Annotated in this window: 26 protein-coding genes and 1 pseudogene; 15 read left to right on the plus strand and 12 right to left on the minus strand. The window is 63.8% G+C overall.

From position 1 onward, the window contains the following. Positions 1 to 59 precede the first annotated feature (59 nt). From XH81_RS11305 to XH81_RS11320, 4 genes are all read right to left on the minus strand, one after another. Positions 60 to 686, minus strand: coding sequence for a peptidoglycan recognition protein family protein (locus tag XH81_RS11305; RefSeq protein WP_097668850.1), 627 nt, complete (start codon positions 684 to 686; stop codon positions 60 to 62). A 34-nt stretch (positions 687 to 720) separates the two neighbouring features. Next, positions 721 to 1,932: a GGDEF domain-containing protein gene (locus tag XH81_RS11310; protein ID WP_038948169.1), complete on the minus strand. Its 1,212-nt coding sequence runs from the start codon at positions 1,930 to 1,932 to the stop codon at positions 721 to 723. 622 nt (positions 1,933 to 2,554) lie between these two features. After that, positions 2,555 to 3,166, minus strand: a complete 612-nt coding sequence (locus XH81_RS11315; RefSeq protein ID WP_038971080.1) for a LysE family translocator — start codon at positions 3,164 to 3,166, stop codon at positions 2,555 to 2,557. A gap of 243 nt (positions 3,167 to 3,409) precedes the next feature. Next, positions 3,410 to 3,784, minus strand: coding sequence for a response regulator (locus XH81_RS11320; RefSeq protein ID WP_028140464.1), 375 nt, complete (start codon positions 3,782 to 3,784; stop codon positions 3,410 to 3,412). 121 nt (positions 3,785 to 3,905) lie between these two features. Between XH81_RS11320 and XH81_RS11325 the strand changes: the two genes are divergently transcribed. Beyond that, positions 3,906 to 4,736, plus strand: a complete 831-nt coding sequence (locus XH81_RS11325; protein WP_038971081.1) for an SDR family NAD(P)-dependent oxidoreductase — start codon at positions 3,906 to 3,908, stop codon at positions 4,734 to 4,736. 213 nt (positions 4,737 to 4,949) lie between these two features. On the opposite strand, the gene XH81_RS11330 is transcribed toward XH81_RS11325, so the two are convergent. Continuing rightward, entirely contained in the window at positions 4,950 to 5,756 is an 807-nt protein-coding gene (locus XH81_RS11330) for a lytic murein transglycosylase (RefSeq protein ID WP_152103544.1), read from the minus strand. A 188-nt stretch (positions 5,757 to 5,944) separates the two neighbouring features. Between XH81_RS11330 and XH81_RS11335 the strand changes: the two genes are divergently transcribed. From XH81_RS11335 to XH81_RS11360, 6 genes and pseudogenes are all read left to right on the plus strand, one after another. After that, complete coding sequence (locus XH81_RS11335) at positions 5,945 to 6,472, plus strand: hypothetical protein (protein ID WP_152103545.1); 528 nt, start codon at positions 5,945 to 5,947, stop codon at positions 6,470 to 6,472. Positions 6,473 to 6,618: 146 nt separating this feature from the next. After that, a complete protein-coding gene (locus tag XH81_RS11340; RefSeq protein ID WP_370126370.1) occupies positions 6,619 to 7,533 on the plus strand; it encodes an OmpA family protein in 915 nt (304 codons plus the stop codon). A 117-nt stretch (positions 7,534 to 7,650) separates the two neighbouring features. Continuing rightward, positions 7,651 to 7,999: pseudogene (locus tag XH81_RS11345) on the plus strand (hypothetical protein). Positions 8,000 to 8,547: 548 nt separating this feature from the next. Then, the gene (locus XH81_RS11350) at positions 8,548 to 8,784 is read left to right on the plus strand and encodes a hypothetical protein (protein WP_028140470.1); all 237 of its coding nucleotides are present in this window, start codon (positions 8,548 to 8,550) and stop codon (positions 8,782 to 8,784) included. A gap of 496 nt (positions 8,785 to 9,280) precedes the next feature. Continuing rightward, a complete protein-coding gene (locus XH81_RS11355) occupies positions 9,281 to 10,225 on the plus strand; it encodes a retron St85 family effector protein (protein WP_271596187.1) in 945 nt (314 codons plus the stop codon). Then, the gene (locus XH81_RS11360; RefSeq protein ID WP_271596188.1) at positions 10,222 to 11,184 is read left to right on the plus strand and encodes a retron St85 family RNA-directed DNA polymerase; all 963 of its coding nucleotides are present in this window, start codon (positions 10,222 to 10,224) and stop codon (positions 11,182 to 11,184) included. Before XH81_RS11355 ends, XH81_RS11360 begins: the two co-directional genes overlap by 4 nt. An 85-nt stretch (positions 11,185 to 11,269) precedes the next feature. Here XH81_RS11360 and rpoD read toward each other — a convergent pair whose 3' ends face one another. Both rpoD and dnaG read right to left on the minus strand, forming a co-directional pair. Further along, positions 11,270 to 13,408: an RNA polymerase sigma factor RpoD gene (gene rpoD, locus XH81_RS11365; protein WP_212474904.1), complete on the minus strand. Its 2,139-nt coding sequence runs from the start codon at positions 13,406 to 13,408 to the stop codon at positions 11,270 to 11,272. 375 nt (positions 13,409 to 13,783) lie between these two features. Then, positions 13,784 to 15,808, minus strand: a complete 2,025-nt coding sequence (dnaG, locus tag XH81_RS11370) for a DNA primase (protein ID WP_271596189.1) — start codon at positions 15,806 to 15,808, stop codon at positions 13,784 to 13,786. Positions 15,809 to 15,969: 161 nt separating this feature from the next. On the opposite strand from dnaG, the gene XH81_RS11375 reads away from it, so the two are divergent. Then, entirely contained in the window at positions 15,970 to 16,533 is a 564-nt protein-coding gene (locus tag XH81_RS11375) for a chlorite dismutase family protein (protein WP_271596190.1), read from the plus strand. Positions 16,534 to 16,610: 77 nt separating this feature from the next. On the opposite strand, the gene XH81_RS11380 is transcribed toward XH81_RS11375, so the two are convergent. Continuing rightward, a complete protein-coding gene (locus XH81_RS11380) occupies positions 16,611 to 17,009 on the minus strand; it encodes a gamma-glutamylcyclotransferase family protein (RefSeq protein WP_028140474.1) in 399 nt (132 codons plus the stop codon). Between the two features lie 75 nt (positions 17,010 to 17,084). Here XH81_RS11380 and XH81_RS11385 point away from each other — a divergent pair, with 75 nt between their 5' ends. Beyond that, positions 17,085 to 17,888 (plus strand): N-formylglutamate amidohydrolase, encoded by an 804-nt coding sequence (locus XH81_RS11385; protein ID WP_028140475.1) that lies wholly within the window; start codon positions 17,085 to 17,087, stop codon positions 17,886 to 17,888. Between the two features lie 3 nt (positions 17,889 to 17,891). Here the strand turns inward: XH81_RS11385 and XH81_RS11390 are convergent, their stop codons facing one another. Next, positions 17,892 to 18,512, minus strand: coding sequence for a LysE family translocator (locus tag XH81_RS11390; RefSeq protein ID WP_080670083.1), 621 nt, complete (start codon positions 18,510 to 18,512; stop codon positions 17,892 to 17,894). Positions 18,513 to 18,830: 318 nt separating this feature from the next. Next, positions 18,831 to 20,276, minus strand: a complete 1,446-nt coding sequence (locus XH81_RS11395; protein WP_028140477.1) for an LVIVD repeat-containing protein — start codon at positions 20,274 to 20,276, stop codon at positions 18,831 to 18,833. Positions 20,277 to 20,483: 207 nt separating this feature from the next. On the opposite strand from XH81_RS11395, the gene XH81_RS11400 reads away from it, so the two are divergent. From XH81_RS11400 to XH81_RS11410, 3 genes are read left to right on the plus strand one after another with little or no spacing between them, the layout of a single operon-like run. Then, a complete protein-coding gene (locus XH81_RS11400) occupies positions 20,484 to 20,798 on the plus strand; it encodes an ArsR/SmtB family transcription factor (protein ID WP_028140478.1) in 315 nt (104 codons plus the stop codon). Further along, positions 20,791 to 21,261 carry an SRPBCC family protein gene (locus XH81_RS11405; protein WP_028140479.1) on the plus strand — a complete coding sequence of 157 codons (471 nt, stop codon included), beginning with the start codon at positions 20,791 to 20,793 and terminating at the stop codon, positions 21,259 to 21,261. Before XH81_RS11400 ends, XH81_RS11405 begins: the two co-directional genes overlap by 8 nt. Continuing rightward, positions 21,258 to 21,770: an SRPBCC family protein gene (locus XH81_RS11410; RefSeq protein WP_028140480.1), complete on the plus strand. Its 513-nt coding sequence runs from the start codon at positions 21,258 to 21,260 to the stop codon at positions 21,768 to 21,770. Before XH81_RS11405 ends, XH81_RS11410 begins: the two co-directional genes overlap by 4 nt. Positions 21,771 to 21,788: 18 nt before the next feature. Here XH81_RS11410 and XH81_RS11415 read toward each other — a convergent pair whose 3' ends face one another. Next, entirely contained in the window at positions 21,789 to 21,968 is a 180-nt protein-coding gene (locus XH81_RS11415) for a hypothetical protein (protein ID WP_028140481.1), read from the minus strand. A gap of 389 nt (positions 21,969 to 22,357) precedes the next feature. On the opposite strand from XH81_RS11415, the gene XH81_RS11420 reads away from it, so the two are divergent. Both XH81_RS11420 and XH81_RS11425 read left to right on the plus strand, forming a co-directional pair. Beyond that, positions 22,358 to 23,164, plus strand: coding sequence for a transglutaminase-like domain-containing protein (locus XH81_RS11420; protein ID WP_028140482.1), 807 nt, complete (start codon positions 22,358 to 22,360; stop codon positions 23,162 to 23,164). Continuing rightward, entirely contained in the window at positions 23,164 to 23,355 is a 192-nt protein-coding gene (locus XH81_RS11425; RefSeq protein ID WP_028140483.1) for a hypothetical protein, read from the plus strand. Before XH81_RS11420 ends, XH81_RS11425 begins: the two co-directional genes overlap by 1 nt. Before the next feature lie 28 nt (positions 23,356 to 23,383). Here XH81_RS11425 and XH81_RS11430 read toward each other — a convergent pair whose 3' ends face one another. Beyond that, a complete protein-coding gene (locus XH81_RS11430; RefSeq protein WP_028140484.1) occupies positions 23,384 to 24,157 on the minus strand; it encodes a DUF2189 domain-containing protein in 774 nt (257 codons plus the stop codon). 240 nt (positions 24,158 to 24,397) lie between these two features. Here XH81_RS11430 and XH81_RS11435 point away from each other — a divergent pair, with 240 nt between their 5' ends. Further along, complete coding sequence (locus tag XH81_RS11435; RefSeq protein ID WP_028140485.1) at positions 24,398 to 26,629, plus strand: ATP-binding protein; 2,232 nt, start codon at positions 24,398 to 24,400, stop codon at positions 26,627 to 26,629. The last annotated feature ends 1 nt before the right edge of the window (position 26,630 follow it).

Here is a 26,630-nt window from a genome sequence, read left to right on the forward strand (position 1 = left end):
CGGTGCCGGCGGTTTCGGCCGCCCGCTGCCGCGCCCCCTCCCCGGGCTCCGAATGCCGCCTACTCCCCCCACATCCTCGCCAGCGTCGCGAGCCAGCAGCCTTCGCAATAGCGCGCGTCCTTGTAGTCGATCCAGTTGTGGGCATAGACGCGTTCGAGCGGGATGTCGTAGCGCGCGCGCAGCACCTTCACGAGGATCTGCCACGCAGCGACCTGCGCCTCGGTGGGGCCGGCCGCGACATCAGGATAATTGCCGGCGAACTCGACGCCGATCGAATTGTCGCGCACGACCTGGCGATAGGTCGCGCCGTTGTCGATGAACTTGTTGTCGTTGCGGTTGGCGCCGTCGCCATGGGTCGGCACCAGGTTTTCCGCGACCGCCCAATACACCGTGCCGTCGGTCTCGACCCACACCGTGACGCCACGCCGCGTCGGGGTCTTCGCTTGCGCTTGCGCGCCGCCGCGCGCCGACCCCGCCGGCCCTTCGGTCTGGTGCACGATGATGTTGCGCCAGGGTCTTGCGCTCCGGACGTCACCCCATGGCGCCAGCCAGACCATCTTCAGGCCGGGAATATCGGGCGTGCCGGAGGCGCGGGCGAGCTTTGCGAGCTCGGCATCCTCGGCAGCGGCGGGGGCGATCAGAAAGAAAACGGCGAGGGCGGCCGCGAGCAGGCGAGCGATCATCATGCGGGTCCAACAGAGACCCAAACCTAGCATGGCCTCAGGCGAAATGGCGCGCGGTCTCGCCCCGGCCGATCGGCTCAGGCGAGAGCGGCGGCGACGGATCGTAGACGGCAAAATCGTTCTTGCCGTTCTTCTTGGCGGCATAGAGGGCGTGGTCGGCATTGGCCATCAGGCGATCCGGGAATTCTCCGATGCCGCGATCCCACTGCGCGACGCCGATCGAGATCGCGATCGGGATCTCGCTGCCGGTGCAGGCCTCGGCATCCTGACGGCAGACCTCGAGCACGCGGCGGGCGATCGCGGCGGCCTCGCGCAAGGACGAGGACGGCAGCACGACGCAGAACTCGTCGCCGCCGGTGCGGGCCAGCATGTCGCCGGGCCGGAGCCGCGTCTGCGCCATCAGTGTGAAGTGCTGCAGGCAGGCATCGCCGGCGGCATGGCCGTGGGTGTCATTGATGGTCTTGAAGCCGTCGAGATCGATCACCAGCAGCGAGAACGGCGCGCCGCTACGCTCCGAGCGGGCGCATTCCTCGGTCAGGCGCTGCAGCAGATGCCGCCGGTTGGCGACGCCTGTGAGATCGTCGAGCAGCGCGAGATCGGCGACCTCGCCGCGCAGCCGGTCCATCGCCATCAGCAGGAAGCCGAAATTGAGCGTCATCGACAGGAACAGCAGCCCCAGCACCATGACGGCATGGGTCTGGCCGCCGGCCTTCGCCGACAGATCATGCCCGAGCAGATTGCCGATCGTGCGGGCAATGAGGATCGCGATGATGGTGAGGATGACGATGCCGGACAGCCGCGCGCCCGGGCTGACGCGCCCTTCCGGCGGCGACAGCAGCAGGCGCAGCGCCAGCACCAGCGGCAGGGCCTGACCGAGCGTGTAGCTGAGCATGCGCAGTTGCATGTGCTCGAAGCCGACCATGAAGACCACGACGCCGGCAAGGCTCAAGCCTCCCGTAGCCGTCATGAGGCGCCAAGAGACAGGCCGGCCATAGAAGCGCTCAATGCCCATCGCGGCGAGGCAGCTCGCGGCGATGACGCCGGCCGCGCCGAGCAGAAGCGGGAGGGGAGAGGCGACGAACAGGCGGACCAGGGCCGTCATCGCCCCGATCGCGCCGACGAAGGACGATGCCATCCAGAACCGCGCGGCGACGAACTTCGGATAGGAGCGCGTCACGTAGGCCCAGATCACGCCGAGCGCCAGGAAGTTGACGACGAAGACGGTCCAGAGCGTCGGTACGTTCAGCATGACGCGCGCGGCATGCGCAGCGTCGCGCCCCCCGTCCCTGGCAGCCGTCCGTCCATGACCCATCCCCGTTTTCTTGCGGAGAAGAATGCGGCCCTCGCGCTTAATGGAGTCTCACCGCGATCCGGCAAAACGCGCCTTTGGTTTTGGATTCATGAACGGCGCCGCTTGCGTTGTCGGATCGTTAGGGATGTCGGCGGCGACGCTGCTTCGACGCCGCGATGCGGATTCGCGCACCAAAATCACCCGAAAATGCATCTGAGCTGTGGATAACGCGATGACACGGATGTGACAGCGCGGGGCAGAGACCCGCGAATCTGCTGAGTTTGTCGTCGAGGATGTTGCGAGGCTGGCCCTCCGCCGAGCATCCCTCGTGTCGCGTTCCACCATTAACCCTTAAGAGGATCCTATGGCTAAGAAAGCGAAGAAGGCGACGAAGAAGAAGGCGAAGAAGGCCAAGAAGGCGAAGAAGAAGTAACGAGGCTTCTGTTTCTTTGCCCGGGTGGAGCCTCGCTCCGCCCGGGCTTCGGGTAGAGAGTTTGAAGGCGGCGGGCGCGAGGCCCGCTTTTTTATTGGCTGAGTGTTGGAGACGCGGACGCTCCCGCACCTTCGAGAGGGAAAGAAGTTACCTCTCCGCGAAGGCCAGCTTGGCGCCGAGTGCGGCGAAACCGGCGGCGAAGCTGCGGCGCAGCCAGGCCATGATGCGCGGGCGGGAGATGACGTGCTCGCGCACCGAGGCGGCGCAGAGGCCGTAGACCACGAACACCGCAAGGGTCATCGCCATGAAGGCGCCGCTCAACTCCAGCATGCGCGCCAGCACATGGGCTTCGTCCGCGGTGATGAACTGCGGCAGGAAGGCGAGGAAGAAGATCGACAGCTTCGGATTGAGGATGTTGATGAGAAAGCCGGTGACGATCACACGGCCGACCGAACGCTCGCGGATCTCGCCCTCGACCGCCAGCGCACCTTGTTCGCGCAGCGCCTGCCAGGACATGTAGAGCAGATAAAGCACCCCGCCCCATTTCAGCGCGGCAAAGGCGAGCGCGCTGGTGTGGAGCACGGCGGCGAGCCCGAGCATCGCCGCCATCATGTGCGGCACGATCCCGAGCGTGCAGCCGAAGGCGGCGGCGAGGCTGGCGCGCGAGCCGCGCGTCAGCGCCGCAGCCAGCGTGTAGAGCACGCCGGTGCCGGGGGAAGCGACGACGATGAGCGAGGTGAGCAGGAAGGACCAGGACATGGGCCGACGCTATCACCCGGCATCACGGCGGGAAAGTCAGACCTTGGGCCTTCAGGTTCTCATTCCGTCACCCCCGCGCAACGGCGGAGCCGTTGTCGCTGGAGGTGCTCGCCTCTTCGGCCAGCCTCGAAGGGCGACGGCCCGGCTGCATCTCGGCCGTGCATCCTTCGAGGCTCCCGGTGGGGCGCCGAGCGCCCCATCACTCGCGCCTCAGGATGACGGATTTGATAGTGAAACCTTCGCTCAAGCCAGTTGCGCGAGCTCGGCTTCGCGCAGCACGTCGAGTGGCGCCCAGGGTTTGGCCCAGAACTTTGCGCCGTCGGGCAAGGGCTGCCTCAACGGACGGCCGGAGGTGACGACGACGTCGAGCTTGGGATTGCGGTCCTTGGCGACGTGCGCGAGTTCGACGCCGGTCATGCGCCCCGCGAGCTGGACGTCGGTCATCATCAGGCAGAGCGCGCCGGCGCTCTTGTCGAGGACGCGCTCGGCGGCCTCGGCGCTTTCGCACTGGATGACCTGGTAGCCGCTCTCCTCCAGCAGCAGGCTGAGCATCTCCCGCTGCATGACGTCGTCCTCGACGATCAGCGCAGTCGCGCGAAATGGTTGTGCTTGTCCCATCGGCGTCTCCCAATGCTTGCTCGCGTAACGTAAGTTAAGGAGCCAACTCGGCTGCGGTTCGGTTCCATTCTGAAAAAATGTAAAGCATAGTTCCCGCATCAGGGGCTTGACGGGGAACATCATGACAGCGATTCGCGGCGCCGCCGCCATCACGGGAGCCGCCAGCGGCATCGGCCGGGCGCTGGCGATCGAGCTTGCGCAGCGCGGCTGCGATCTCGCGCTGGCCGACCGTGACGAGGCCGGGCTGAAGACGCTCGCGGCCGAGATCGGTGCGGGACGCAAAGTCAGCGTGCACCGCATCGACGTCGGCGAACCCGACGACATCGCGCAGTTCGCAAACGAGGCGATCTCCGCGCATCCCGCGCTCGGCATCGTCGTCAACAATGCCGGCGTCGCGCTGATGGGCTCGTTCGAGGAGATCGACCAGGCGCAGATGGACTGGCTGTTCGACATCAATTTCTGGGGCGTGGTGCGCGGCACGCGCGCCTTCCTGCCGCATCTGAAGACGAGGCCCGAGGCGCATATCGTCAACCTCTCCTCGATCTTCGGCATCATCGCGCCGCCGGGGCAATCGGCCTATGCGGCGGCGAAGTTCGCGGTGCGCGGCTTCTCCGAGAGCGTGCGGCATGAGCTCGCGGTGGCGGGCAGCCCGGTCAGGCTGTCGGTCGTGCATCCCGGCGGCGTCGCCACCGCCATCGCGCGCAACTCCCGCACCGGGGTCGGCGTCACCGACAATTCCCGCCGCGCGCAATCAATCGAGCGGTTCGAGACCGCGGCAAGGACCACGCCGAAAGACGCCGCGCTGCGCATCATCAGGGGTGTCGAGAAGAACGAACCCCGCATCCTGATCGGCAACGACGCCCGCTTCATGGACCTTTTGCAGCGCTTCCGCCCGGCAACGTATTGGGCGCCGCTGCAGCGGCGGCTGGAGAAAATGGCGAAGGGGACGTGAATTCGTAGGATGGGTAGAGCGCAGCGAAACCCATCATGTTTCCGCAAAGAGAGTACGCGATGGGGTTCGCTGCGCTCTACCCATCCTACAAACGACAAGCTGCGCCGTCGTAGGGTGGGCAAAGCGGAGCGTGCCCACGACTTCCGACGACGGATGGAAATGGTGGGCACGGCGCGTTGCGCCTTTGCCCACCCTACGAGACTGAGTATGTGGTCACTGCCCCGCGAGCCGATCGGCGAAATACCCGATCGTCTTGCGATACACCACCGCCCTGTTCCACTCGCGCATCGCTTCGAAATTGGCGGTGCCTTCGCCGTAGGGCTGGCCCATCTTGAAGCCGCTGGTGTGGAGCAGGTTTGCGGTCGAGGCGAGCACGTCGGGGACGCTGTGGCGGAGATCGACATGGCCGTCGCCGTCGAAATCGACGCCGTATTTGATGTAGGACGACGGCAGGAACTGGGTCTGTCCGATCTCGCCGGCAAAGGCGCCGATGAGGTCGTGCAGCGGCAGGTCGCCGCGCTGCACGATCTTCAGCGCAGCGAGCAGCTCGCCCTGGAACAGATCGGTGCGGCGGCAATCATGCGCGAGCGTCGCCAGCGTACGCACCACCGGCATCTTGCCGATGTCGCCCTTGCCGAAATCGCTCTCCAAGCCCCAGATCGCGACCAGGATATAACGTGGCACGCCGAACTGCTGCTCGATGCGCGAGAGCAGCGCGGCGTGGCGCTGTAGCAGCGCGCGGCCGCCATTGATGCGGCCGGGGCCGACGCGGGTCGAGACGTACTGCTCAAAGCTCTTGTTGAAGGTGTGGCGCTGGCGCCGGTCGAAGGCGAGCACCGCGCCATCAGGAGTGACGCCGCTGAGCGCCGCGCTGGTTACGCTTGCCGAGACGCCGGCCGCTTGCGCTTCCTGGGCCATGCTGGCGACGAAGCTGTTGAAGTCGCCGCCGCAGCGCGCGGCCTGCGCCGATCCGCCGGCCAGACAAAGGACGGACGCGGCGGCGAGAAGCAGTCTCAGCATGTGGAGCAATCCCCTGAAAATCCTAGCTGCGAAGCAGCGTGCGGATCATGCCCGGGAAAGACGCGAGCGTCAAAGCGCAAGGCTTGAAAGCGCAAGACTTGAATCAGAAGGCTTGATCCGCATCAAACTGTCTCACGTCCCGCTTCCTAGATTGCAGCGAACAGGAGAGTCGCCCAGGAGAAGCGTCCATGACCGGAATTACCTTGACCGCCGAGCAGATCCGCAATGCCCCCGCAGCGGTGCGGCAATGGATCGAACAGGAGGTCATCACCTCGCTCGGCCTTGCGCCGCGCGCGCCCGTGACGATCCCGCCCCAGGCCTCCCATCTCGTCGCCTGCAGCGTGGAGGACGTCGCCGGCGTGCTCGAGCACATCAGGGGCGTGCTTCCGGCCGTGAACGTGCTGCTCGAGCTCGGCCGTCCCGGCATCAGCTTCGGCCAGCCCGCGGTGATGACCTTCCGCCTGATGGACATCCTGCATCACACCCGCCTGCCCGACATCGGCGGGGTCATGACGTGCCTGGAGATGATCAACCAGGCGCTGATCGAGGTGAAGAAGGACCCCTCGGTGCGGTTCTGCGGCTTCGACAATGAAGGCCACTGCCTGATCGCGCCGCAGACGCAAGCGAGCATCGCAACGCTCTGGCAGACCATGATGGAACGGCAGCAGGCGGCGCAGGAGCGTGGGGCCGTCGGCCGGGCCACGCCTGCGGCCTGAGGCGGCTGCGCGCTTTCCGGGACAATCGAACCGGGATTGGTTCGTCGGTTAGAACCGGCAGGACGGCGCGCGAGACTAACGTCTTGCGTCCCGTCCCCCGCAACCGACAGAGAGTGCCGATGTCCGCGCCGCAGAACATCCCGGGAATGCTCGTCCTTGCCGCCCTGCTCGTCCTGCACGCAATCCCCGCCTCCGCGCAGACGCGCGACGTGGCGGGCGCGCGCGACTATCCCGGCATCGGCCGGTTCGCCGGCAGCGTCGTCACCGGCTATGTGGTGAAGGATTTTGACGCGGCACGGATGCAGGCCGCAAGCTTCAGGGACGGCCAGCCGACCGACGCGCGGCGGCTCGAGGGCCGCATCATCCGCATCGCCTATCGCACCAATCCCGGGCCCTCGATCCTGGAGGTGTCGCGCAATTTCGAGACGCAGCTTGCCAAGGCCGGCTTCGAGACCTTGCTGGCCTGCGACACCGACGCCTGCGGCGCCATCCCCTTCACCGAAAGCATCGACACGCTGCCGGTGCCGCAGATGTGGGTCGACGGTTTCAACTACCGCTATTTTGCCGGCCGCAAGGCCGAAGGCGGGCGCGAGATTTATGCCAGCGTCATCGTCAGCCAGAACAACCAGGACATCACCGCGCAGGTCACGATCGCCGAGCTCGGGGCCATCGCGAACAAGATGGTCGACGCCGCCGCGATGGCGAAGGGTCTTGGCGAGACCGGCCACATCGCGCTCTACGGCATCTATTTCGACACCGACAAGGCGGTGCTGAAACCGGAAAGCCGGCCGACGCTGGAGCAGATCGCCAGGCTGCTCGCGAGCCAGCCGCAACTGAACGTCTTCATCGTCGGCCACACCGACAGCCAGGGCGCCTATGAGTACAATCTCGACCTCTCCAAGCGTCGCGCGGAGGCGGTGGCCGCCGAGCTGGTGAAGAGCTTTCGGATCGTGCCGACACGCCTGCGCACCGCCGGCGTCGGATTGCTGGCGCCGGTCGGCCCGAACGCGACGGACGCCGGCCGCGCGCTCAACCGGCGCGTGGAGCTGGTGGCGCCGTGAAACGTCGCGCGGGAGTTTGATGCGGGTCAACATCGCGGCGCGGACGGCGTGAGATGGATGCCGCAGACTTCTCTCTCTCGTCATTCCCGGGCGCGACAAAGTCTGAGGCAACCAGCGATGCCCGACCATCAGAACAAGCCGGCCCGCCCCTCGCTCCTGCGCATCCCCTTGTTCCGCCTGCTCGCCATCAACCTCGCGATCGGCGCCTGCGCCGCGGCGCTGCTCGTCGGCGGCCTGCTCTGGCTCAACCCCGGACATCTGCGCGAGCTGATCTTCGCCGACAGTTCGCCCGGCATCGCGCTCGCGCTGCTGCTGGCATCCTTCCTCATCACCTTCGGCTCGGCTGCGATGGGCAGCGCGATCATGGCGCAGGGACTTAAAGAGCACAGCGGCAAGGGCGGCGGACACGGATCGCGGCTCGCGGCTCGCGGTGCAGGAGACGGCGCGGCGCACGCGCACGCATTGAGACATGAGCGGCGACGATGGAACCCGCTATTGCGGATCGGGATCACACTGTCTGCACGCAGGCGGGAAGAGGTGCAGGTTGGCGCGCCTTCCGACACTGCACGGCACGCGCGTTGCATCGCGAAGCCGGCAAGATGAACAAATTGATTTGACGTTCTAAACAATTGCTTCGACGTGGATGGTAATCACACGTCGCAACCCCCGCATATCTGATCCGCTGGCTGCGACATCGACGCCGCCACGATTTGCCTTGCCATCGCAGGGCACCTTCTATAGCCTTCTATTTTAGGTTGTCGCCCCGCCAGCCCCGGGCGACACTGAAGACCAGAAATAGACGGCGGGCTTCGGCCCGCCGTTTATTGAGGCAAGCGTTGCCTGAACAAGGGCTGGTTGAGCAAGGGTCTCGCCAGATCGCAACAGGCGCCCGCCGCCCTCCCCGCAGCCCGATTTCAATCAGCCGCATCGATCCCCGTCGCGTTCGGGCCTGGACTGACATCGGTGGCCGCCAAAGTCATTTGACTGCGGCCCTCCAATCGACGACAAGCCGCCATGGCCAAGAAACCCGGAACCAATCCCAAAGGCGAATTCGCCTTCTTCAACGTCTTCTATGAAGACGATTCCCAGCGCTCCAACCGCCGCGTTCCTAGCGAACTGCTCGGCGGCCTCGACGGCGACGAACCCGCGCGCAACTTCATCATGGAGCAGGACCGCGAGATCGCCGAAAAGAGCGGCCGCCCCGCGCTCGAGATCAAGCGGATCGAGCGGGTCGGGGTGAAGAAGAAGTAGGGCGGTGGTCGCGCGACACACGACGCGTCAGCACAAATGAAAAACGGCGGGCTTTGCGGCCCGCCGTTTTCGTTTGGGATGGATGCCCGGGTCGAGCCCGGGCATGACGATCCGAATCAGTTATCCAGGAACGACCGCAGCTTCCGGCTCCGCGACGGATGCTTCAGCATGCGCAGTGCCTTCGCTTCGATTTGGCGGATACGTTCGCGGTAGCAACGCGTTACCGTCTTTTAGACTCCCTCCGCCTGTTGACAACTTAGAGGGGATATTGACCAACGGAGATTCTTAATCCAACTGTTGTTCCACTCTTTACGCGTTCAAGTTCACTGGCTTGCTAGCTGAGCTTGTGTCGGGCGTTTCGCCAGACAATTCGGTATTGTTAAGGCTTATCGGTAGGAACAAATCCGTCGAGCTTATCTCTCGTCGCCTTCGCTCCTCGCCCTCCGGGACGATAAGCTCGCCAAACTTGTTCCTACCTTTAAGGGTAAAGAGACCTTTGGTCGCTGAGCTTCGTGTCCTCTACGACGATTTGAGACTGGACGGGGTAAGAGTATCTCGTCCGTCGAAGTTTATGTTTTTGTGCGGCGGTTATATTTCGAAAGACCAGAACGCCAAACCGGTCAATCTCCGGGATTATCTATTTCGCGTGAGACAGATTGCGAATCGCTACAATATCGTCCTCGCAGAGAAAGCAACGCAACTCTTCCGTGACAGCGAGTACGGCGATCTAATATCGTTTGAGGAAGATATCGCCAGAATATCTGCTGTCGTACTTGTCATCGCAGAAAGCCCCGGTTCGCTGGCAGAACTGGGAGCCTTCACCGCAAACGAAACGATACGCAGCGCTCTTCGAGTTGTGATTCAACAACAACACGAGATTGCCGAATCGTTTGTCCGCTATGGACCAATCGAAAGGATCAAAAATGCAAAGCGTGCGAACTTGGCAGTCTATCCATGGCGGGTTCACGCTAACGGCACGCTAAACTTAAGCTCAACGAAGCCCCATTACGCACAAATTGTAAAATTTCTTGACGAACACGTCAGTTCAGTTCCAGCATCAACTATCTTTACTAAACTCGGCGAAGCCGAAATCTTCTATGTAATCTATTGGATTGTTCATCTCTGCCTCGCGGTAAGCACTACGCAGCTTCGAGACTATGTCCGATTAATCCTTCCGAGCGCCACTGACGAAACAATAAAGAACAAACTTTACTGCATGCAGCTCGCTGGCTGGATTGAACGTCGATCGTATTCGAATAAGGACTACCTCTGGGCCCTGCACGACGCTGATCCATTTGAATATGAATTCAAACCTGGAGTGAGCGAACGCGTTAGCGTGCGTCGAAAGTTGACCGTAACGGCCGCACTACGCAAGGCCGTACCTCTGCCGTCCCATATCCGCACCGAGGCAACGGCCGCGAGATTGGCAGCAACCGCATGAGCCTGCTGCGCGAACTTGTAGAACAAATCGGGCTAAGTGCGGCTGAAATACAGCGCATTATTGGGACGGCCCCTGCACGATACAAGGTCTATGACATTCCAAAGCGCGATGGAGTTGGTTGGCGAACAATCGCCCAGCCTTCGAGAGAACTTAAGGCCATTCAGAATTACATACTTTACAAGAAACTGATTGGCTATCGTGTTCATCCGAATTCCATGGCCTACGCCAAAGGCCGCAATATCCTGCAGAATGCATTAGCTCATGCGGGGTCTCGTCCAATTCTAAAGCTAGATTTTCAGCAATTCTTCCCGTCAATCAAGGTTGCGGATTGGGAGAAATTTGCGAAGCGCACCCCAAACGCCGAGGTGCAACATAGCGACATTAGACTCTATTCGCAGATCATGTTCTGGGGGCAGCAGAAGAGATCAATTACGCCAAGATGCTTGTCGATTGGTGCACCTACGTCGCCGGCGCTTTCGAACATTCTGCTCTATGATCTAGACGTCACGCTTAGCGCAGAGGCGGAGCGAGTAGGGGTCATCTATACGCGCTATGCTGACGACATCACCTTATCTGGGCCGACATTGGACGTTATCCAGGCTTTCGAGAAATTTACGAGGCGCTCCGTAAAGAGTTTGAAATCGCCAGTGCTTGCTTTCAATGATGAAAAGCGAGGCCTTTACAAGAAGGGCCAACGAAGACTCGTCACCGGTCTCGTTGTGACCCCGATCGGAGACATCTCCGTAGGGAGAGAAAGAAAGAGATTGATCTCTTCGATGCTCCATAGATCGTCCAAGGAAATGTTAGACCGGAAAGAGCGAAGTCGCCTAAAGGGTTTACTTGGATTTTGTGTGGCAAACGAACCGTCATTCCTCAGCAGGATGCGGACAAAGTACGGCGACCAGATCGTAGACGCAGCCCTGAGATTTCATGCGCCTAAACGAAGCGAAATGGTGTAGCCCCCGAGCGCGGCAGCATCGCACAAAGATACAACTAAAAACGGCGGGCCTCGGCCCGCCGTTTTCGTTTTGAAGGATGCTTGGATCAATTATCCAAGAAGCTCCGCAGCTTCCGCGACCTCGACGGATGCTTCAGCTTCCGCAGCGCCTTGGCCTCGATCTGGCGGATACGTTCGCGGGTCACCGAGAACTGCTGGCCGACTTCTTCCAGCGTGTGGTCGGTGTTCATGCCGATGCCGAAGCGCATGCGGAGCACGCGCTCTTCGCGCGGCGTCAGGGACGCCAGCACGCGCGTGGTGGTCTCGCGCAGGTTGGACTGGATCGCGGCGTCGATGGGGAGGATCGCGTTCTTGTCCTCGATGAAATCGCCGAGGTGTGAATCCTCTTCGTCACCGACCGGCGTCTCGAGCGAGAGCGGCTCTTTCGCGATCTTGAGGACCTTGCGCACCTTCTCCAAGGGCATGCCGAGCTTTTCGGCGAGCTCTTCCGGGGTCGGCTCGCGGCCGATCTCGTTGAGCATCTGGCGGGACGTGCGCACGATCTTGTTGATCGTCTCGATCATGTGCACGGGAATGCGGATGGTGCGGGCCTGGTCGGCGATCGAGCGGGTGATCGCCTGCCGGATCCACCACGTCGCGTAGGTCGAGAACTTGTAGCCGCGGCGGTACTCGAACTTGTCGACCGCCTTCATCAGGCCGATGTTGCCTTCCTGGATCAGGTCGAGGAACTGCAGGCCGCGGTTGGTGTACTTCTTGGCAATCGAGATCACCAGACGGAGGTTGGCTTCCACCATCTCCTTCTTGGCCTGGCGTGCTTCGCGCTCGCCCTTCTGCACGGAGTGCACGATCTTGCGGAACTCGACGATCTCGAGGCCGGTCAGGGCTGCAAGCTGATGCACCTCGTGGCGGAGATCCTTGATGCGGTCCTTCTCGTGATGGACGAAGTTCTTCCAGCCCTTGGCCGAGAGTTTCGAGACACGATTGAGCCAGCGCGGATCGAGCTCCGAGCCGGTGTAGTTGCGCAAAAAGTCCTCGCGCGCGACGCCGTGGCTGTCGGCAAGGCGCATCAGGCGGCCCTCGTGCGAGACGAGGCGCTTGTTGATGTCGTAGAGCTGCTCGACGAGTGAGTCGATGCGCGCCTGGTTGAGGCGCAGCGACTTCACCTCGACGATGATCTCGTCCTTCAGTTTCTTGTACTTGCGCTCCTGGTGCGGCGAGAGCGACTCGTTCTGGAGCTGGTTCTGGATGTCCTGCTCCTGAAGCTTGCGCAGCTTCTTGTAGCTGTCGGCGATCTTGTCGAAGATCTCGACCACCTTCGGCTTGAGCTCGGCCTCGATGGCCGCGAGCGACATCTGGTTCTCGAACTCGTCGTCGTCCATGTCGGACTCGGCCGCGGCCTCGCCCGGATCCTTCTCCTCGCCGGCCTCAGCGCCGCCCGGCGCAGGTGCGGCACGGAACGGGGTCGGCGACGGCGGCGCGGCGGGCGGAGCGACATGCGCGGGGGCGCCGGTCGCGGCGGCCTGGCCCTCGGCGGGCGCTTCGCCGTTCTCGCCGGTGGGACCTGCGATCATCGCATTGTTCATGCCGGCCTTGGCGTCGGGGCCGGCATAGGTGGCTTCGAGATCGATGATGTCGCGGAGGAAGATCTTGCCTTCGTTGAGTTCGTCGCGCCAGATGATGATGGCCTGGAAGGTCAGCGGGCTTTCGCACAGACCCGCGATCATCGCCTCGCGGCCGGCCTCGATGCGCTTGGCGATGGCGATTTCGCCTTCGCGGGACAAGAGCTCGACCGTGCCCATCTCGCGCAAATACATGCGCACGGGATCGTCGGTGCGCTCGCCCGGCTCGCTCTTCTTGACCTCGGTGACGGCCTTCTGGGTGACCTCGACGAGCTCGTTGTCGGTCTCGTCCTCGCCGCCCTCGTCCTTGTCGTCCTCGCCTTCGCTATCGTCGGCTTCGGTGACGTTGATGCCCATGTCGGAGAGCATCGACATGATGTCCTCGATCTGTTCGGGCGAGGTCTGGTCGGACGGCAAGACTTCGTTGAGCTGATCGAAGGTCACGAAGCCGCGCTTCTTGGCCTGCTTGATCATCTTCTTTACGGCGGCGTCGGACAGGTCGAGCAACGGCGAGGGCGCGTCCTGGGAATCCTTTTCCGGCGCGTCCGCTGCCTTGTCGTCTTTTTCCTTGTCCTTCGCCTGCAGCGTCTTTGCCTTGGTGGCCATCCATTGCTCCTAAACGCGCTTCAATGCAGTCGGCTCGCCGCGCCTGCCTGAATTCACATGAACCTGTTGCCCGACGCTCTCGCTTCGGCAGCTCTCGACACGGAAAGGGCGGCGCACATGTCTCTCGCCACCCCCAACTCTCTCTCGCCGGAAATGCCTAACGCTTCGTCAGCCTCTTTGTCGCAGCGGATGCAGGTGTAGTGCCAACAGCAATGCGCGGATTCATTCCTGACGCGTCTGTTCTGCCTGCGGCCGCCTGGTGGCCAAAGTGCTACAAGACCGTTAAGCCTCGATTAACCCTGTTTTTGCCGCCAAACCTTGGATTTGGCGAGTCTTTTAGCGGTTCCGGCTCCGGCCGTCCGCATGATTCTTTCATCACACGCTCTTCTGGAACCGGCCCGACAGCTCGCCAAAACCCTCGATCAGGGCCTCGGTGCCGTCGACCTCGGCCAGACGGGCCTTGACGTCACGCAGCCACGCCAAATTGGCCTCGCTGGGGTCCTCCCCCAAGGCCAGCTCGGCGTCCTTCAACTCTCTAAGTAGTGAATGGTATTGCCGATGCAAGGCAACCAGCTGGTGCCAGGTGGCGAGAACGTCGTCGGGGGCGGCCCCTTCGCGGGCGCCCCACACCGCCGCGGTCGTGATGCCGCTCTCAACCCTTTGAAGAACTTGCGAAAATCCGCTCCTGGCGAGATCGCCGCGCATCTTTTCGGCCTGCTCGCCGGGGTCCGGGGAGTGGTGGTGGTCGTTGGCAAAGGCGGCGATGATGCCGGCCCTGAGCTTGTGGGCCTCGGGATGGGCCAGCTCCAGGGCGGCGACCTCCTCGAGGTGGTCGTGCAACAGCCAGGGATGGTTGATCAGGCTTTGCAGGATCAGGGCCTCACGGCGGGAGATGGCGCTGCGCTGGCCGCGCATGATCGGGCTTGCCGCCAGCTGCGGGCTCGCCGCCTGGTAGGGGCCGGAGGGTAACAGGGTGGGGCCGGGCGCGCCGCGGCGGCCGCCACCGAAGCCTCCACCGAACCCCTGGCCACCGAATCGATTCGCGCCTCCCGCAGCCCGGGGCTGGAATTGGCGGCCGCCGCCACCCTGGCGGAAATTGCCCCGGCCGCCGAAGCCGCCGCGCCCACCCTCGGGCGCAAAGGCGCGCTGCAGCCGCTCGACGAATTCGTCGCGATAATAGCGCCGCACCACCTCGTCTCGGATGCCGTTGGTGAGCTCCTTGATGCGCGCCTCCAGCGCGGCGCGGCGCTCGGGGGTGGCAAAATTGCCGCCTTCGAGCTCGCGCGACCAGATCATCTCGGCAAGCGGCTTCGCCGCCGCGATGACTTCCTCGATGGCGCCGCGACCGCCGGAGCGCGCGAGATCGTCGGGGTCCTGCCCCTCCGGCAACAGCGCGAAACGAAGACTCTTTCCGGGTGCTAGGAAAGGCAAGGCAAGGTCTGCAGCGCGATAAGCCGCCTTCTGGCCGGCGCGGTCGCCGTCGAAGCAGAGGATCGGCTCGTCCGCCATCTTCCAGAGCAGCGCGAGCTGGCTTTCGGTGAGCGCGGTGCCGAGCGGCGCAACCGCGCCCGCAAAGCCCGCGGTGACCATGGCGATGACGTCGACATAGCCTTCGACCACGACCAGCGCGCTGCCGTCATGGGTGGCTTTGCGCGCGGTCTGGTGGTTGTAGAGATTGTCGCCCTTGTGAAAGAGCGGCGTCTCCGGCGAATTCAGGTACTTTGCCGGAACGTCCTTCTCCAGCGCGCGCCCGCCGAAAGCGATGACGCGGCCGCGCAGATCGGTGATCGGGAACATCACGCGATCGCGGAAGCGGTCGTACGGCACGGGAATGTCGTTGCCGGCCACCAGCAGGCCGGTCTCGACCATGTCGTCGACGGAAACGCCGAGCTTGCCGAGGTGCTCCTTCAGCGCGAAGCGATCGGGCGAGGCATAGCCGAGGCGGAATTGCAACTGCGTCGCCGGCGAGATCGCGCGGTCGGCGAGATAGCCGCGCGCCTTGGCGCCGACGCGCGAGGCCAGGGTCTCCGCGAAATAGGTCGCGGCGAGATCCATGACGTCATGCAGCGTCCTGCGGCGCTGCTCCTGCCGCGCCGCATCCGGCGTCACCGCCGGCAGCGCCAGGCCCGCCATGCTGGCGAGCCGCTCGACGGCTTCCGCGAAGGGCAGGCCGTCGGTCTCCATCACGAAGCTGATGATGTCGCCGTGCTTGCCCGAGGAGAAGTCGTGGTAAAAACCCTTCTGGTCGTTGACGTAGAAGGACGGCGTCTTCTCCTGCTGGAACGGCGACAGCCCCTTCCACTCCCGCCCCGCCTTCTTCAGCTTGACGCGCTTGCCCACGACTTCGGAGACCGAAAGCCGGGCACGAAGCTCGTCGAGGAATTGGGGTGTGAAGCGCATTATGCTGATTTCTGGGCTGAGTCGGGCGTTATGGCCAACCGGATAGGCATATAGGGACGGTCCCGGGAAATACGAAGCATGTGTGGCTTCTCCCGGCTATTCACAGGCGAAAGTTTCGACGGAAAGCTTGAACCCGCCCCGGTTCCGCGCTTCCATAGGCCATGTTCAGGACGTTTCGAGGCGGCCACAGCGGGGGTTGGCGCGTCACCTCGATTTCATCAGTGACCGGCGAGCCCCTGCCCTTCATGCCGGCGCTGTCGGTCACCGACAGCGAGGCCGTCTCATTGCCGCTGGTGCCCTCGCGCAATGCGTGGCGGCTGGTCGGGGCCCCGAGCAATTTGCGCTACACCGAGCGGCCTGAGAAGGAGCAACTCGTGGCCGTGCAGGCCGGGCTCGGCCGGATGGAAGCAACCAGCGCGGCGCTGATCCCGATCCGCAAATCGCAGGCCTGGTGGGAGCTGACCCAGGAAGAGCGCCGCAAGATTTTCGAGGACAAATCGCACCACATCGCGAGCAGTCTTCGTTTCCTGCCCGCGATCGCGCGGCAGCTCTATCACTGCCGCGACCTCGGCGAGCCCTTCGATTTCCTGACCTGGTTCGAATTCGCCCCCGCGCACGCCCGGCTGTTCGAGGAACTGGTTGCGGCGCTCCGCGAAACCGAGGAATGGAGTTACGTCGAGCGCGAGGTGGACGTGCGCGTGGTGAAGGAAGTGCTGTCGGCTTAGAGCATGATCCGGACCCGGACGGCCGCGTCAGCGCAAAGTGCGAAGCGGTTTTCCGAGAAGATCATGCTCGAAAATAACTAATGCTCCAGAAAGCGCCCGGACTCGATGCGCGGCAGACCCGTGACCGGCCAGTTGTAGACATAGGTCCAGGCCTTCTCCGTGGCGCCATCAGCCAGCGTCACGTCGATCAGCCGGCGCAGATATTCGGTCGGCTCCGGAAAGCCTTCGCCGCAGGCTTCGTACATGTCGAGCTCACCCAGCAGCTCGTCAGGCACGCGCATCCGGAAGAGCTCGCCATGAACGATGTCGGAGGCTGCCTCCGACAGCAGCAATCCCGGATAATGCTTCACCAGGACGAGGCTGCCGCGGCAGGTCGCTTCACCCAGAAAATCCGCGTGGCCCGCAAGCAGCCGCGCCATCGGATGGTCGAAGCCGCGCATCAGGGTGCCGTAGACGAAAAGGCGATCGGAGGTCATGCTGCTCTAAAGTTGCGACGTCGGTGCAATATCGTTACTCCGTTTAGACACGTAATCGTTTCATAGGCAATCAGGATGGACCTGCACACGGCCGAGGCCGCCGATCAACTGCTCGATGAGGGCGATATTCCGCCGGTGCATGAGGTGAACGCGGGAGGGACTTCGCCCTTCCTGCTCACCTCGGATCATTACGGACGGGTGCTGCCGCGCGCGCTCGGCGATCTCGGCGTCACCGAGGCCGAACTGACGCGACACATCGCCTGGGACATCGGCATCGCCGGCGTCGCCGAGCGGCTCGCCAGGTTGCTGGATGCGCACCTGATCGCGCAGCGCTATTCGCGGCTCGTGATCGACTGCAACCGCCCGCCGGCCGCGGTGAGCTCTATCCCCGTAATCTCCGAAGCGACCGCGATCCCGCGCAACGAAGGGATTTCGGATGGGGAGCGCGAGGCACGGCGGCGCGAGATTTTCGAGCCCTATCATGATCGCATCGATGCCGCGATCGACGCCCGCCTGCACGACAAGTGGCCGACGGTGCTGGTCTCATTGCACAGCTTCACGCCCGTCTATGCCGGCGTCGCGCGGCCCTGGCACATCGCCGCGCTGTACAACCGCGACACCGTGCTGCCGCAGCTGCTGCTCAAGCATCTGCGCGCAGAGGGCGACCTCGTCGTCGGCGACAACGAGCCTTACGCGGTCAGCGACCTCACCGACTACACCATCCCCGTCCACGGCGAAGGGCGCGGCCTCGTCAACACCGGCATCGAGATCCGGCAGGATCTGATCGCCGACCACGCGGGCCAGCAGCAATGGGCCGAACGGCTGGCAAGAATCCTTGCCGGGGTCGCGGTGGAGCTGAAGGCGGAGCTGCTGGTATAAGCCTCACTTCGCCCTGGTCAGCGCCAGCCAGATGCCGCCGCCGATCATGAAGCCGCCGGAGATGCGCGACATCATCCGCGTGCGGCGCGCCGAGAAGAATTTTCGCGCGCGGCCTGCGGCAATGGCGTAAAGCGCATCGGTCACCACGGCGGTGACCATGAAGGTTGCGCCCAGCAGCGCGACTTGCGGAAAGTGCGGCTGGTTCATGTCCATGAACTGCGGGATGAAGGCGCCGAAGAACACCAGCACCTTCGGGTTCGACAGCAGCACCAGAAAACCCTGCAGGAAGAAGCCGCCGCGCGGCGGCGGAGGCGGTGTGTCGACATCGACGCCCTCGACCGGCGCCCAGATCAGCTTGATGCCGAGCCAGACGAGATAAGCGGCGCCGGCAAAGCGCACCCAGTCGAACCAGTAGCCCATGGTCGCCATCAGCGAGGTCAGGCCGACCGCGACGATGCCGATGACGATGGCAAGGCCGGCCTGCGCACCGGCCACGTTGGTCAGCGCAGCACGCGTGCCGTGGCGCAGGCCGTTGGCGATGACGAGGGTGACGATCGGCCCCGGCAGCAGCGCCAACGCAATGCAGGCGGCGACGAAGGCGAAATAGGCTTGCATGGACATCATGGGGAGGACTCGGCTGGTGGGGTCTGGGGCATTAATGCATGGGACGGGCGGGAACGGAAGCTGGCTTATTCCCTCTTCCCGCACGCGGCAGGGCAGTCGCCAATGGCATTTTTGCGCGACTCGAGCGCGCGCCTCGTCCTTCGAGACGACCGCTTCGCGGTCTCCTCAGGATGAGGCTAAGCAGTATCGGTGCTCGTTGAAACGACTGCCCACGCACTCGATCCTCATCCTGAGGGCCCGCCAACGGCGGGCGTCTCGAAGGATGGCCACGGGTGAAATCGCTCCATATGCGATAGTCCTAGCGCCCGCGCCGCATCGTCAGTTCTTCGGCAGGCCGGCGACATTGCGCGCCGGGCCGGTCAGCTCCAGGATATGCAGGCCGGTATTGGCGCGGTCGACGATGTAGATGAAGCCGCGATCATCGGTCTCGACATTGTTGGTCTGGATCGCGACCTTGCAACGCTCGCCGCCCTCGATCGGGATGCAGCGCTTGTCGGTTGCGCCAGTGATCGACGGAATGAAATAGCCGACCTCCTTCGGGTGATAGGGATCGCGGATGTCGAGCGCGCGCACGCCGGCATTGAAGAAGGCGATGAAAGCCATCTTCTTGTAATAGACCGGCGCCATGCTCTCGTTCGAGGAATGCGAGCCGAACCGGCCGCCGCGCTGGCAGAACTGCCCGCTCGCCTCCGGCACGGTGTAGCTCGAGATCATCATCGGCCGCGTCTCGGTGGTGACGTCGGCGAACCACACCATCTGCCGCGCCTCGCCGCATTCGTTGAGGATCGCTTCATTCACGATCATGACGATGTCGCGGGTCTTGCCGTCCTTGTCCTCGGCGAATTCGGCGATCGGCATGTCGAGCATCGGAAACGTCGTATGCGCTCCGTTGAAGGCCGACATCGGCATGCGCGAAATCTCGGGATAGCGCAGATTGTCCGGCGTCGGCTCTTTCGGCCCGTTCAGGAGCTTGTCGCGATCGACGATCTGCAAAATGCCTCCCTTGTTGGTGCCGTAACCGAAATAGACGCGGTTGCCATCGGGCCCGGTCGAGAACGGCCCGTGCAGCTCGGTCGGCACCGCGCCGGTCGAACCGGGCTCCTGACCGGGCAGTCCGAAGTCGCGGATCTTCTGCGGATGCGCGGGATCGGAGAGATCATAGACCTGCGTCATGCGCCGCGTGCGCCAGTCCGGCGCGCCCGAGACGAGATAGGCGATACCGGTGTCGCATTCCCACCAGCTCTTGTGCGTGTCCTTCAGGCCGCCGATGCGCGTGATGAGGACCGGGCTCGCGGGATCAGTGACGTTCCATATCTCATGCGCCTCGCCGCCGAAGGTCCTGAGCATGTAGACCGCGTTGGGATCACCCTTCGGCAACGCCTTGCCGTCGCACACCCGCACCATCTGCGCCCCGCCGGAGTCGTACTTGCCCTCCTGCCCCGGCAGATGCCTCAGATATTTCGGTCGCGCGGGATCGGTGACGTCGACGATCGAGGTTCCGTTCGGCTCGGCCTTGCCCGTCATCGGGTTGACAGGCGCGGGCACATCATCAGTGCCGCCGTGATGGCCGATATAGGCGATCCAGCGATCGCCCTGGTGATGGATGGTCGGCTGATAGGCGCTGCGGGCCTGGAGGTCGTTGCTCCCGACGAGCTTCATGTTGGACGCTTCGGGCGGCGCGCCGATGGTCTGCTTCTGCGCCTGGGCCCCGGTGCTGCACGCGAAAAGGACGAGAGCGGCAGCAAATGAAACGCGACGGAACATGAAAATCCTCCCGGAACCAATCTGCGTTGGCTGAGCTGAAAGGCTAGCACGGCCGATTGCGGGCGACCAAAACACGATTCTGCGGCTGGACATTCCGGGGCGCACAAAGTGCGAACCCGCAATCTCGAGATTCCGGATAATTGCTGCGCGGTTTCGGAATGACGGCGCGCTTGACACGCAACCATTTGGTTGCCTATTATCGGTGTCATGGATGAGGTCTTCAAAGCGCTCGCCGATGCGTCACGACGGTCGCTGCTCGACAGGCTTCACGCCAAAAACGGCCAGACGCTGAACGAGCTCTGCGAGGGCCTTGCGATGACGCGGCAGGCCGTGACCAAGCACCTTGTCATTCTGGAAGAGGCCAATCTGGTCACGGCTATCAGGCATGGCCGCGAGAAGCTGCACTATCTCAACCCGGTGCCGATCCATCAGATCGGCGAACGCTGGATCAAAAAATTCGAGCGCGGCAAGCTCGCCGCACTCAGCGAGTTGAAACGCCAGTTGGAGAAGCGCGATGAGTAAGCCGGAGTTCGTCTACGTGACCTATATCGAGACCACGCCGGAAAAGCTGTGGGAGGCGCTGACGTCGAGCGAATTCACCAGGCAATATTGGTTCGGCGCCGAGGTCCGCTCCGACTGGAAAGCCGGCTCGCCCTTTGCGCTCACGCTCGACGGCGAGATCACCGATTCCGGCGAGATCCTCGAGGCCGATCCGCCGCGCCGCCTGTCCTACAGCTTCAAGCACCAGAAGTTCGAAGAGCTGCGCGGCGAGCCGATCTCACGCGTCATCTTCACCATCGAACCGTTCGGCGCGCTCGTGCGTTTGACCGTGTTGCATGACGGCTTCGTCGAGGGCGGCAAATATCTCGGCGCCGTCTCCAATGGCTGGCCGGCGATCCTGTCCGGGCTCAAGAGCCTGCTGGAGAGCGGCAAAGTGCTCGCCATCCCGCGCACGGCGCTCAACAAGGGATTCGACGCAAAATGAACCTCGATCAATTCAAGCCGCTGACGGTCTACACCATCTACATCGCTTCGACGCCGGAGAAGGTATGGGAGGCGCTGACCTCGGCCGAGTTCAGCAAGCAGTATTTCTTCGGCAATGCCGTGGAGGTCGAGCCGCGTCTTGGCGGTGCGTTCACCGTGCGCACGCCCGATGGCGCGTTGCACATCAGCGGCGAGGTTCTCGCCTACGATCCGCCGCGAAAGCTTTCGGTCACATTCAACGTGAACTGGCCCAAGCTGATCGAGAAGCTCGGCCCGACGCTCGTCACCTACGAGATCGAACAGGCCGGCGATGCGGTCCGCCTCACCATGAGCGAAGGCCACGACCGCCCGCTCGGCGACGACATCCTCGAAGGCGGACGGCAGGGCTGGCCGGCGATCCTGTCCGGTCTCAAGAGCGTGCTCGAGACCGGCAAGCCGCTGGTGGTGAAGATGGGCCCGCCGCAGCGGATGCTGGATGCGCTGAAGGCGATGGGGATCAAGACGCCGTAGCGGCCGGAACCTGGGCCCTCATCGCTTCTTCTTCACCAGCGGCGGATGAATCTCGTCGATCTTGCGACGGCATTCCCCTTCAGAGTCGTGCGGCCCCGAGACAAAGGTCCCGCTGACTTTGATCGCGTACCAGCCCGACTCCACGCCGAGCCGGAGCGCTTCGTCTGCCTTGACGTGCCGTGGGGAGAGCGTTTGCATCAGGTGCTTTCGGTTGGCGTTCGATCTCACATCGACCGCGATGGAATCTTCCCGTCATCGAGCGGCACGAGCCCGCCGCGCGCGGCCCAGCCGCTGAAACGGGCAATACGCCAATGGTCGTCGTTACGACGTGTCGGTTCCGCCGACGCCAGAAATGAGCCGTTCACGTCGCGCGCTTGGAGTCGTAGCGGCCTGTGTGCGCAGAGACGACCGGCCTGCCCGACATTGGCGCACCGTGCGCGCAATCACTGCAATTAGCTATCGTTTTCTCGCCCGCGCCGCGCTTTTGAAGCGCCAAATGCCGCTCGCGGGCGAATAAGGCGGTCGAAGCCTTGTGTTCGACCGCTTCGTAGCCATGTTGAGAGCTTAGCCAAGGGAAAGTGTTTCGTATGAAGCTCCGCGTCGGGTACGAGATGCTGTACGAATTCCCGCAGCCGACGCCCATGATCATGGTGTTGGGCACGCACTTCACGCGCGCCTCCGATGTGATCGTGCCCGATCTGCTGACCACCAGCCCCTCGGTGGCGATCAGTCCCTATCGCGACCTCTTCGGCAATTGGTGCAGCCGCATCGTAGCGCCAGCCGGCGCCTTCCGCCTTGCCGGCGATGGCGTCGTTGGCGACAGCGGCCTGCCCGACCCGGTGTTTCCAAAAGCGATTCAGCACGCCGTCGAAGCGCTGCCGGCCGACGCGCTCGTCTATCTGCTCGGTAGTCGCTACTGCGAGACCGATCGCCTGTCGGACATCGCGTGGAAGTTGTTCGAGCAGACGCCGCCGGGCTGGGCGCGGGTCCAGGCCATCTGCGATTTTGTTCATCGCCGCATCACGTTCGGGCATGAGCACGCGCGTGCGACCAGGACAGCCCGGGAAGCCTACGACGAAGGCAAGGGCGTATGCCGCGACTATGCCCATCTCGCCATCGCTTTCTGCCGTTGCATGAACATCCCGGCGCGTTATTGCACCGGCTACCTCAGCGACATCGGCACACCGCAGCCGTGGCCTGCGGGAGATTTCGCGGCCTGGTTCGAGGCTTTCATCGGTGGGAGCTGGCACATGTTCGATCCGCGCAACAACACGCCGCGGATTGGCCGCGTGCTGATCGCACAGGGACGCGACGCCGCAGACGTCCCGATCACCCAGACCTTCGGGCCGAATACCCTGCTCAATTTCAAGGTATGGACGAACGAGGTCGCCTGATGACAGACAGCACCGCTGCGCTCAGCGCCGATGAATTCGCGTCGCTGGCCGAGGTCGGCAAGGGCAAGGCGCAGGACGATATTCCGCAAGGACACGGCGAACGCCTGGTCAACCTGGGTTATGCGATCAGGCGGCTCGGCGAACTCGAACTGACCTCATCCGGCGTTCGCCGCTTGGCAACGGGCGAATAGCTCGCCGCCGTCGCGCCCGGCTCCCTTCTTACGCCGCCGGCACCACCAGCCGCCGATAAAGATGCCAGGTCGCATGCCCGAGCACGGGCAGTGTCACGATCAGCCCGAGAAAGTAAGGCAGCGCCGAGACGATCAGCAGCATCACGATCACGGCGGCCCATGTGATCATCGGCAGCGGGCTCGTCACCACTGCGCGCACGCTCGTCACCATCGCCGTGACGAAATCGACCTCGCGGTCGAGCAGCAGCGGAAACGACACCACGGTCAACGAGAACAGGATCAGCGACAGCACCGCACCGACCGCATTGCCGATGCCGAGGAACAGCAGGCCTTCATTCGTGGTCAGCACCACGGTCATGAATTCCTGAAGGCTCGAGAACGAAGCGTGCAGGCCGAGCAGGAGCGCGATCAAAAGCCGCACCTGGTACATCCATATCACGAACACGAACAGCGTGACGAACGCCATCCAGCCGATCTCGCTGCGCGCGCGCACGGCCGACCAGATCGCGCCGAAGGAGACCGGCTCGCCGCGCTCACGGCGGCGGCTGACCTCATAGAGTCCGATCGCCACGAACGGCCCGATCAACGCGAAGCCGGCCGCCAGGGGATAGACGAGATAGACCATGCCGAAGGCGGTGAGGCACAGCATGATGGCGATGCCGCCGGCGGCGTAGAGCGCGCCGAAGCAGAGACCGTAGAACGGCAGCGCCTGGAAATCGCGCAGACCCTCGACCAGCGCCTCGGCGATGTCGGTCGCCGCGACGCGACGTACCACCGGATCGACCTTGCCGGAGATGGACATCAGCTCCCTCCACACATCGACGCGATCTTCGTCGCGCGCAGGCTGCGATACTAGCGCCGCCGCGCGCAGGCGCAACTTGATGCGAGCCGGCGCGAAGAATAGCGGCGAGGTAACTATGCTCGCGGTGTGAAATCCTTGACCATCAGTGCGATTTTCGCCCAATGGCTATGGACTGAGCAGACGATCGTGCCGCAAATTATACCTCCGAGCAGATACGCCTGAGAGCGGACCGCCCCACCGATGAGCCTGCGTACCCGGTTACTGATCCTCGTCATCGCCGCCATGCTCGTGCCGGCGATCCTGGTCGGGCTGCGCTTCGTGCAGAACCGGGCCAGCGAGATCGACGCGGCGCTGGCCAATCTGGCCGCATCCGCCGACGACATCGCCAGCGATCTGAACGAGAAGATCCAGGGCACCGCCCAGCTCCACTACGGTCTGGCCCGGGCCCGCGACCTCGACACGCGCGACAAGGCGGCGTGCTCGGCGTTTCTGTCGGAAGTGCGCGAAGAATACCCGCAGTTCACGGGCATCCTGACCATCGATCCCGACGGCAGCCTGTTCTGCGACTCGCTTCGGACCAACCGCACCCTCGACCTGAACGACCGTGGCTATTTCAAAGAGGTCAAGGGTCTTCAAGGCGTCGTTGCCGCAGAGCCGGTGTTCGGCCGTCTTACCGGGCTATCGGTGCTGCAGATCGCCTATCCCGTGCGATCGGAGACGGGCGCGCTGAAGTTCGTGCTGCTCGCGTCCTTCAACTTGAACAAATTCGCGGAATTTCACGACAAGCGGCTGCTCGCCGAGAAGGATATCCTGTTCGTCGACGCCAAAGGTACGGTCCTGGTCGCCCCCAAGGGCGGCGGCTGGAGCGAGCCTGTCGGCGGGACCATTGCGGGCTCCGATCTGTTCCGCTTTGCCGCAGCGCCCGATGGCGAGCCATTTCGGGAAGTCACCGACCGCGGGGGCCGCACGCAGATCTGGGGCGTTGCCCGCTCGCCCTCGATGCGCAAGGCCGGCCTCACCATCATGGTCGGACGCTCCAAGGACGGACTGGTCGCGGCGGCGAACCGCCGGCTTTACGAGGATATGGCGATTCTCGCGGTGGCCTTGCTGCTGCTCCTGGCCGGCTTATGGATCCTCACGACCGTGAGCATCGGCCGCCAGATCGGGCGGCTCGCCACCATGGCGAAGAGGCTCGCGCGCGGCGATCTCAGCGCCCGCATTCCGGAGCCCCATCCGGGCGGCGAGCTCGGCGGATTGATGAGCCTGCTCAACGGCACCGCCGAATCGCTAGAACAGCAGCGCGCCGCGATCGCGGATCTCAACCAGAAGCTCAGCCAATCCCAGAAGATGGAAGCCATGGGCCAGCTCACCGGCGGCGTGGCGCATGATTTCAACAATCTCTTGACCGTCATTCTCGGCAACTCGGAGCATCTCGCCGACCGGCTGGCGGGAAACAAGGAATTGCACCGCATTGCCGGCGACATCGCGACCGCCGCCGAGCGCGGTTCTGACCTGACGCGGAGCCTGCTCGCCTTCGCGCGCAAGCAGCCGCTGCGGCCGAGAGAGATCGACATCGCCGAGAAAGTGCTCGGCATGGAGCAGCTTCTGCGCCGGACGCTGGGCGAGCACATCGAGTGCCGCTTCGCGTTCGACCGGGATTTATGGCCGACCAGCGTCGATCCCGGCCAGCTGACGACGGCCCTACTCAACCTCGTACTCAACGCGCGCGACGCGATGCCGGAGGGCGGCAAGCTGACGGTCGAGGTCCATAACAGCTCGCTCGGTGAATCCGACCTCGACGTCAACGGCGAGCCGCGGCCCGGCGACTATGTGATGGTGGCCGTCACCGATACCGGCAGCGGCATGAGCGCCGAGGTGGTCAGCCGCGCGTTCGAGCCGTTCTTCACGACCAAGGAGGTCGGCAAGGGGACCGGCCTGGGCCTGAGCATGGTCTACGGATTTGCACAACAGTCCGGCGGACTTGTGCAGATGCAGTCCGAGCCGGGACGAGGCAGTGTCGTCAGGCTGTTCTTTCCCCGTATCGCAACGCCGCCAGGCCAGGACCTGCGCCCGGCGGAAGCGACCGTCACACAAGCGGGACACGAGACCATTCTCCTCGTCGAAGACGACGACATGGTGCGGGCCTATGTCGAGAACGAGCTCAGGACGCTGGGCTACCGGGTCATCGCCACGTCGAACGGACCGGCGGCGCTGGAGGTGCTGCGCCAGCCCGGGGACATCCAGTTGCTGTTCACCGACGTCGTCATGCCCGGCGGCATGTTCGGGCCGGAGCTTGCGAGGCAAGCAACCGGGCTGCGGCCTGATCTCAAGGTGCTCTTCACCTCCGGCTACAGCCAGACGCCCGTCAAGACACCGGACGGGGTCGGCGACGCCCGCATTCTGACCAAGCCGTTCCGGCGAAAGGATCTTGCGGCGATGCTGCGGGCCGCGCTCTCGGAGCCGTCGCGGTAGA

Origin of the sequence: Bradyrhizobium sp. CCBAU 25360, from assembly GCF_028128695.1 — a bacterium.
GTDB classification, from domain to species: domain Bacteria; phylum Pseudomonadota; class Alphaproteobacteria; order Rhizobiales; family Xanthobacteraceae; genus Bradyrhizobium; species Bradyrhizobium ottawaense.